The sequence below is a fragment of the Lentibacillus salicampi genome (assembly GCF_004565465.1).
Classification (GTDB): domain Bacteria; phylum Bacillota; class Bacilli; order Bacillales; family Amphibacillaceae; genus Lentibacillus; species Lentibacillus salicampi.
Genome location: NZ_SRHY01000073.1, coordinates 1 through 5739, shown reverse-complemented (window position 1 = coordinate 5739; position 5739 = coordinate 1). Strand labels below are relative to the sequence as shown.

The 5739-nt window shown below is 37.2% G+C and carries 8 protein-coding genes and 1 pseudogene; all 9 read right to left on the bottom strand.

What is annotated here, in order from left to right:
* Positions 1–772: 772 nt before the first annotated feature.
* Entirely contained in the window at positions 773–1279 is a 507-nt protein-coding gene (locus tag E4U82_RS19075; protein WP_135111829.1) for a DUF6141 family protein, read from the bottom strand.
* A 98-nt stretch (positions 1280–1377) separates the two neighbouring features.
* Positions 1378–1749, bottom strand: coding sequence for a DUF4064 domain-containing protein (locus tag E4U82_RS19070; protein ID WP_167751502.1), 372 nt, complete (start codon positions 1747–1749; stop codon positions 1378–1380).
* A 152-nt stretch (positions 1750–1901) separates the two neighbouring features.
* Entirely contained in the window at positions 1902–2336 is a 435-nt protein-coding gene (locus tag E4U82_RS19065) for a hypothetical protein (RefSeq protein WP_135111827.1), read from the bottom strand.
* Between the two features lie 434 nt (positions 2337–2770).
* The gene (locus E4U82_RS19060; protein ID WP_245183660.1) at positions 2771–3100 is read right to left on the bottom strand and encodes a type II toxin-antitoxin system PemK/MazF family toxin; all 330 of its coding nucleotides are present in this window, start codon (positions 3098–3100) and stop codon (positions 2771–2773) included.
* On the bottom strand, positions 3090–3260 hold the full coding sequence (locus E4U82_RS20090) for a hypothetical protein (RefSeq protein ID WP_167751501.1): 171 nt from the start codon (positions 3258–3260) through the stop codon (positions 3090–3092). Before E4U82_RS20090 ends, E4U82_RS19060 begins: the two co-directional genes overlap by 11 nt.
* Positions 3261–3367: 107 nt before the next feature.
* Positions 3368–4208, bottom strand: a pseudogene (locus tag E4U82_RS19055) (tyrosine-type recombinase/integrase).
* A 210-nt stretch (positions 4209–4418) separates the two neighbouring features.
* Complete coding sequence (locus tag E4U82_RS19050; protein WP_135111826.1) at positions 4419–4748, bottom strand: hypothetical protein; 330 nt, start codon at positions 4746–4748, stop codon at positions 4419–4421.
* A 127-nt stretch (positions 4749–4875) separates the two neighbouring features.
* Complete coding sequence (locus E4U82_RS19045) at positions 4876–5223, bottom strand: type II toxin-antitoxin system RelE/ParE family toxin (protein ID WP_135111825.1); 348 nt, start codon at positions 5221–5223, stop codon at positions 4876–4878.
* Positions 5210–5476: a hypothetical protein gene (locus tag E4U82_RS19040; protein ID WP_135111824.1), complete on the bottom strand. Its 267-nt coding sequence runs from the start codon at positions 5474–5476 to the stop codon at positions 5210–5212. The genes E4U82_RS19045 and E4U82_RS19040 overlap by 14 nt, the downstream gene beginning before the upstream one ends.
* Positions 5477–5739 lie beyond the last annotated feature (263 nt).

The following is a 5739-nucleotide window of genomic DNA, read 5'->3' as shown; positions in this document are numbered from 1 at the left end:
AGGAAAACTATCGTCCAAATAGAAAGCGCTTGCCTGAAAGCTCGCGCTGTGTAAAATCACACATTCCTACCCGATCGGCGCGATAAACGCTTGGAAAACCATCGTTCCATTCGCTGGACTTGGGGCTGTTCCTCCACTTCCATTACAGAAGATTCATCAGCCATGCCCCTACCCTCACAAGGATAAATGCTTTTTGACATAAGCCTTATAGCAACCGTTTCAGATGACAGTCCTTGTTCCAACGTTCCTTGCTTTCCAAGTGCCTTACAACGTAGCTATCTATTCTGGACGTAGGCGCTTCCTATAAGCCTGTGAGCTGGATACCGCCGTTGTCCGGTATAGTGTATTTCAGAGGGCGCATTTTTACTCTACACCACTCACGCCATCGTTGGATGACTCATAAGTTTCCCTATGTTTTAACTCTAGCCCCGTACATTCGGAAGTTTGTCAGTTCCCTTTCGTGAGAACATTCTCACCATATCCAGTTTTTCAGCCGCGCGGCATATCCGTCGGCATACCTTCTCTTGTGGAGTGGCTTCAGCCTTCGTTCAGCCGAATCTACCTGTTCTTCAAACCCCATGACCTGTCAGTCATGACGCATGCAGGAGTATTGACGGGATGGTTTCGGGAAACTTGGTTCCGTCATTCCCATCCTCCGTTGTAAAGTTTGGATTAACTCTAAGTAATCCTCTGCATTTCACGCTTCAAAGCGCTTATAGCATAGCTTGTCGAACGGCGCCCGATTGTGGAAGTATTCAATTTCACTATATATTTATGATTTAGAGCTCATAGCCTTTAACAATTTATCTGGGTTTTGTGTTCCCACAACAACGGTACTGTTTCTTAATCGTAATTCTATTCCTTGTTTTCCACTTATGCTGTACGCTGTTTCTCCCTTGGCATTAAAACGTACGCCCCAACCTCCAAAACGCTTGAGGGGATTGTATATAACGGATTTATAGCTAATGATGTCCTTAAATAAGAAAGACTTATATTGAGAATGGAAGGGAGCAAAGCGTATATAAATACCATCAGAGCGGACTTCAATAATCAATCTGCACATCCATAGCATAAATACTGGAAAGAGAATTCCAAAAACCAACCAAAAAATAATTAACAATACATCAGGAGCAGGATTATCGCCCATAGCGACTCCAAAAATAATCTGCTTAATTGTGATATACCACATAAATCCAGCAAGTAACAAGACTAATACCCACAACCAAACTTGACGAAAGTATTGTACCTCTCGAAAAATAACATTATCTTGTTTTTTCATTCAGTTCCCCCTCTCGTATTAAGCAAAATGGCCCGATTCCAGCATACGATTGTTCGATTAAGGCGCCCTTTTATGGAAGATCATTAACCTGATTTTATTTAGAGTGAAGCACCTTTCAATGTGCCGACTGGGGTTCTTGCCAAGCACATAATTCCTGCAATTATAAATAAAGCAGACTGTATAAGTGTTCCCCCTAATGTAAGTAATAACATGACTATACTTGTAGCAATTAATACAATTCCAGCAGTTTTCGGTTTACTCTTTAATAAGACGAGAGCAATGACACCTAAAATGAATCCAGTAGCATGAACGGCAACTACAAACCATGCATACCATGGTACAAATTTTTCGGACATCATTTCAGGAAATTGGAAGCTGAAAAAGACCATAAATGACACCAGAAGAATTATTACAAGTAGTTGAAGTGCAAGGGCAATAACTCCCAATGTGATTTCCGCAGTACGTTTCAAACCTGTATCCCTCCTTCTTGACATAATTACGATTAAACTTAATTATAGTTTCACTTCATGAAAAAGTAAGGCCTCCTTATTCCATAAAGGCGCCCGTTAATGGCAGATGGGAAATAATTATCTTAGATTATTTTACTTACGCATTTTTTATTTTATATTGTATTTTCATCTTCAGTAATGCCTAGTCCCGAACCAAATACATTAATAAACAATAAGTAAACTGGATAAAAGAGTAGCGCACCAATAATTAGTAATCCAACTCCAGGATTGGGCTCGTCACCCGGGTTATTTATAGGGAACAGTGTTGCAAACGTAAAGATAAAAAGAACGAAATAGGGGACCCAAAGGAGAGTTGACCAAAAAATAGCGTTTCGTGCCTCCATCCACTTTTTTGTTATGATGATAAATAGAGCAGTAGAAAATATAAACCCAATAATATAAATAGCAATACCAGCTTTAGTAACGATCTCCAATTCCCAACCTGTTACTCTGGCAATGCGATATACATTTAACATAAGCTCAATAGCGATAAACAACACAAAGGCATATAAGGCGCTAACAACATTTAACTTTCCAAAAAAACTCATAGCACACTCTCCCTACACACCAAGTAAACATTTCCCATCACTCATTGACTGAGTAATTTGATTGAATTTTAACATAAATACCAAACTAATCTTAGCTCCAAAAGTGTAATTGGACGCTGCCCTTTATTCCGGAATGGCGCCCGATTGAAGAATAACTTTAATTAACTTTTTTCACCCTTTTTATGGCACCAGTAATCGACATAGCGACCCCTATATAATTGACAATTATACCTGCAATAATAAAGCCATATCTTATCTCTTCAGCAAATAAACCAAAAAGCAACAGACATAAGCTTATCAAAGATAGAACTATACTAATTTTAATATACGTCAACTAAAATCCTGCCCCCTTTTCTTCAATATAGCTAAGTTTTATGTGAAGGTTTTGTTCAAGAAAATGGCCCTTTTGCAGAACTAAAACAATTACTGCATTATTAAAATAATTTTTTACACATATTTAGTATTTGTTCAAGATCATGGTTATGTAACTCACCAATATGATGTTTTAATTCGGAGCCGTGAACAGAAGTGATCTTTGAAGTACGTGCTACGGATGGTTTTAACAACCCAGCTTCTTTCCAATATTCCAAAACAACATCAAATTGATTTCTTGGTTTGTGACTGGTAACCGGTGCAATAATGACATCCACATCTAACGCCAGTTCATTTCCAACAATAATAACAGGGCGCTGTTTAGTTTGACGGGTCCCTTTAAAAAGGACATCTGCCAACCAAACATCACCCTGTTTCATTTTACCGCTCATTATATATATCATCTTCCTCATTATCCCACCAGGAGTAACTTTCACCTAGCAAAATGACGTCCCTAGCCATATACTTTTCTTTAATTTTTTTGAGTACTTTTTGTCTGTCATGCTCACTCAACATGTCAATTTCCTGAATGATTCTCTCTGGCATAGACATATCATTCACCTCCATTAAGGTATGATCTTATTATATCTTATATTTGCATCAACATAAATGTTCAAATAGGGGATTTTTAATTTTCTCCAAAGTAATGTAAATGTATATCAAAAATACTTGCTATAAAGATCATGCCTCAATTTTCCACTAAGATGAGCGTAAATTCTTGTTGTTTCACTCTTTTCATGACCAAGCAGGCTTGGATTACTTCAAGAGGGGCTCCTTGTCTACCATGTGTGTAGCGTAACTGTGACGTAATTGATGGGGGTGAATCGTTTTTTTGATTCCTGCACGATTGGATATACGTTTAACAATGTATCTCAATGTGTCTACACTCATGCGTCTTATAGGTTTACGTTCTGTGACAAATAAACAGTGTTCATCATCGACACGTTCGTCTAAATACCTTCTTAGCCAAATCGCACAGCGTATATTAAAATAAACTTCTCTTTCCTTGTCACCTTTTCCATGTACAATCACCGAGTTTTCAGTGAAATTAATATCATCTCGATTTAACTTCGCAACTTCTCCAATCCTGCAGCCAGTTGAATAAAAAAATTCAAACAAAGCATTCTCCATCGATGTATGACATCCCTCCCGGAGATGTTCAATTTCATGTTCGGAAAGGAACTTTGGAATTCGCTTACCTAACTTAGGCTCTTTTAATTTGGCAGCCGGATTTTTTAAGATAAAACCTTCCTCATGTGTCCATTTAAATAATGACTTAATAAATCGGACACGATGACCCAAGCTGGATGGCTTTAAATGTCCTCCAGCTTCGCCCAGGTATTGCTTCAAATTTTCTGTGGTAATATCACCCATTCTGATATCACCAAAATAACGCTGTAAAAGATCGCATTGAAAACCATACATCTTCAAAGTAAGAGGAGAATAACCCTCAATTCTTTTATCAGACCGGTGTTTTTCCCATGCTTCTGACAGCAACATGTATTTCACGCTCCCATACTAGGAATCAATTAATTTGATTCCAGTATGGTCTTTTTACACAATCTTTATTCAACAATCGAAATGTATAACAAAATAAAACCTTTGAGTAATCGCAAAAATACTGACGCCTTTTTCTAATCGGTGCAGGGGCAAGTATACTTTACAACGACTTGTGCTTTATTTCAGTACAAAAGTTCAAAATCCATTCTGTTAACCGTGCTCGGACTCTATTTCTTCACTCAACTTAGGGAATCGTTTCCTGAATAATTTCACCATCTTTGTGGTCTTACTATATGTGTATTTTTTTACTTCACCATAAGGAATCCATATTTCCCTATCCTGAATCTGTTCATATAGAGATGAAATAACTGTATCCCGATGGCGTGGGGGGAGTTTTCTTGTTGTACGTATTTCCTTCATTTTATTGTGATATAGATTATAAAGTTCAGGAATAATCCAATTCTTTTGGTTTTCTTTCAATTGCGAAAAATGCTTATTTGTTGGAAGGAGTCTCCCATTCACTTTTATATGATTTTTCATCAAAAACCTCCATTAGCATAATTGACATTGTCAAATTTTACTAGAATAAGATTTTATTCCGGAAATGTGCCCGATTGTGGAAAGAAACAATTCTGCAAAAAATTAACCTTTGTTTAGTATACGAGAACTATTTTTTCCGTTTCCTCTTTGAACGTGCAGGTACAATATTAATGACATCAATATCGCAATCATTTTCATAAACTGTATAAAAAACCAAATAATTTAACATTCGATGACGGCTTTTTCCATATGTAAGATAACGGAACCCTTTAAAAGGCCCCTGCTCGACCATCTTTCCGGCATATGGAAAAGAAGATAACAGCCGATTGATTTCGTCAATCATGTCATCTTCTTTAGAAAACCACCATTCAAGCACATCTTCTCCTTGCTCCGAAAAAAATGCTTGGATCTGATCCAAGCATTTATTAAACTCATCTGTAAAATAAACCGAAAACTTAAGGTTATCTTCTGTCATGCCGTGACTCCTTTAACTCTTCCGCTGTATAGCGTTTCATATCTGGATTATCAAGAAAACGTTGCAGTGATTTCTTTAATTCCGGATACTCTTCGATTTCCTGCGCCAAATTATCGAGCTCTTCATTTATAGAAGGCATATCATGCGCCTCTAAAGAGATTAGTTTTCCATCAACAACAAACATCGCTGAATTTTCATCATTCATGGCATTAACGAGCTCTTCTTTAACATTTTTGCTTAAAGATCTCATCATTTATCACCTCAAAGGTTACGTTTCTTTATTAAACTTATTATAACACAATAAGAGGCATCCCGAGCATCATACATCACTTCGGAATACTTTTCAGCATTTCCATACCAATAGTAGGCGCATTTTTTATTCCGCGAAAGCGCCCGATAAAGGAAGATCGTCTGCAATGTTTATTAGGGTGATAATTCAGAAAAGGCAATTATTCAATTATAATTACTTCTCCGTCCCTTAAGGCTTTAAAAGGTATCTTATTATCAATCATATAT

What these genes read in the sequence shown, in the direction of transcription:
- E4U82_RS19075 (WP_135111829.1), bottom strand. Translation starts at nt 1,279, where the DNA reads ATGAAAAAACAAGATAATGTTATTTTTCGAGAGGTACAATACTTTCGT.
- E4U82_RS19065 (WP_135111827.1), bottom strand. Translation starts at nt 2,336, where the DNA reads ATGAGTTTTTTTGGAAAGTTAAATGTTGTTAGCGCCTTATATGCCTTT.
- E4U82_RS19060 (WP_245183660.1), bottom strand. Translation starts at nt 3,100, where the DNA reads ATGAGCGGTAAAATGAAACAGGGTGATGTTTGGTTGGCAGATGTCCTT.
- E4U82_RS20090 (WP_167751501.1), bottom strand. Translation starts at nt 3,260, where the DNA reads ATGTCTATGCCAGAGAGAATCATTCAGGAAATTGACATGTTGAGTGAG.
- E4U82_RS19050 (WP_135111826.1), bottom strand. Translation starts at nt 4,748, where the DNA reads ATGAAAAATCATATAAAAGTGAATGGGAGACTCCTTCCAACAAATAAG.
- E4U82_RS19045 (WP_135111825.1), bottom strand. Translation starts at nt 5,223, where the DNA reads ATGACAGAAGATAACCTTAAGTTTTCGGTTTATTTTACAGATGAGTTT.
- E4U82_RS19040 (WP_135111824.1), bottom strand. Translation starts at nt 5,476, where the DNA reads ATGATGAGATCTTTAAGCAAAAATGTTAAAGAAGAGCTCGTTAATGCC.